The organism is Daejeonella rubra (genome assembly GCF_900103545.1).
In the GTDB taxonomy this organism is placed as follows: domain Bacteria; phylum Bacteroidota; class Bacteroidia; order Sphingobacteriales; family Sphingobacteriaceae; genus Daejeonella; species Daejeonella rubra.
Window position 1 is genome coordinate 1 of sequence record NZ_FNHH01000073.1, and the last position, 1,257, is coordinate 1,257.

Below are 1,257 nucleotides of genomic sequence, written 5' to 3' on the forward strand. Positions count from 1 at the left end.
GGGGTCCGGGGGGTGTTAATAAACTAAAATCTTTGTGAATAACGTTTAAATAAAAGGCAGGGTGAACTTTCGTCATTTCTAGTTTTCCAAGACTTTTGGTCGTATTAGTCCCTGCCTTTTATGATTGCCCAAGGCCCAGCTAGAATACTTTCTTTGCATCAACAAAGGTGATAGGCAAAAGGCAATTTATTTATGTATTTAACAAATAAACGTATGAAGAACTGGAATGTTATTTTAGGCGTTGATGTTTCAAAACTGACGCTTGACATCTGCTGGGCAGAAGGTAATCTGCATGTAAAAATTGATAATTGCACAAAAGGATTTAATGTCTTTAAAAAATGGTGTAAGATTCATGAGATCAATTTAAATGATACATTGATCGTGCTGGAATACACTGGTGGTTATGAATATCGGTTCATTCAATTCTGCCAGTCACTTTCTATTCCTTATTGCAGGATACCGGGATTAGAGATTAAGCAGTCTCTGGGTATGGTTCGGGGTAAAAGCGACCAGGTAGATTCATTTCGTATAAGCCAGTACGGCCAGGAGAAAATCAAGCGGCTGACACCGTCAAAGCCCCTGAATAACAATGTTTTAAACCTTAGACAATTACTCTCATTCCGTAAAAGATTGGTTCGGGAAAATGCCGGATGGGAAAGTACTGTAAAGGAAAGGAAGCACATGTATCCGATAAAGAACGCCGATACTATTATTCATACCGCCATGGCAAAGATCAAAGCCAATAAAAAGTATATCATCCAGGCAGAGCAGGAAATTACGACGATAATCAAAAGCGATGATTCCTGGTTACAAAGCTACCGGATCATCAGCAGTCTTAAGGGGATCGGTAAAGTAAACGCATGGATGACATTAGCTTATACCGAGAACTTTTCCAGCTTTACAGATGCTCGTAAATATGCTGTATATGTAGGCGTGATTCCTTTCGAACACACTTCCGGAACCAGTGTCAAGGGCAGAAAACGAGTCAGTCACCTGGCACATAAGGAGCTCAAGCAGGAACTGAACCAAGCCGCTAAAACAGCCATGTTCCATGACCCGGAAATCAGAGCATACAGCGAACGAAAGCTCAAGGATAAAAGCTATTCGCTTGTGCTGAACAATGTAAAATTCAAGCTAATCTTAAGGATGTTCGCACTAATTAAAAGAGGGGAAATGTATGTGGAAAACTATAAGAGAGCAGCCTGAAGAAAATCTTTTTTAAATTAAATTTGGAAATAAGTTAAACCTAGAATACGA

The 1,257-nt window shown here is 39.5% G+C and carries 1 protein-coding gene; it reads left to right on the top strand.

Going from position 1 to position 1,257, the window contains the following annotated elements:
- Nucleotides 1–213: 213 nt before the first annotated feature.
- Complete coding sequence (locus BLR27_RS18360) at nucleotides 214–1,206, top strand: transposase (RefSeq protein WP_090707341.1); 993 nt, start codon at nucleotides 214–216, stop codon at nucleotides 1,204–1,206.
- The last annotated feature ends 51 nt before the right edge of the window (nucleotides 1,207–1,257 follow it).

Coding starts and splice junctions, on each gene's coding strand:
- BLR27_RS18360 (WP_090707341.1), top strand. CDS start 214: ATGAAGAACTGGAATGTTATTTTAGGCGTTGATGTTTCAAAACTGACG.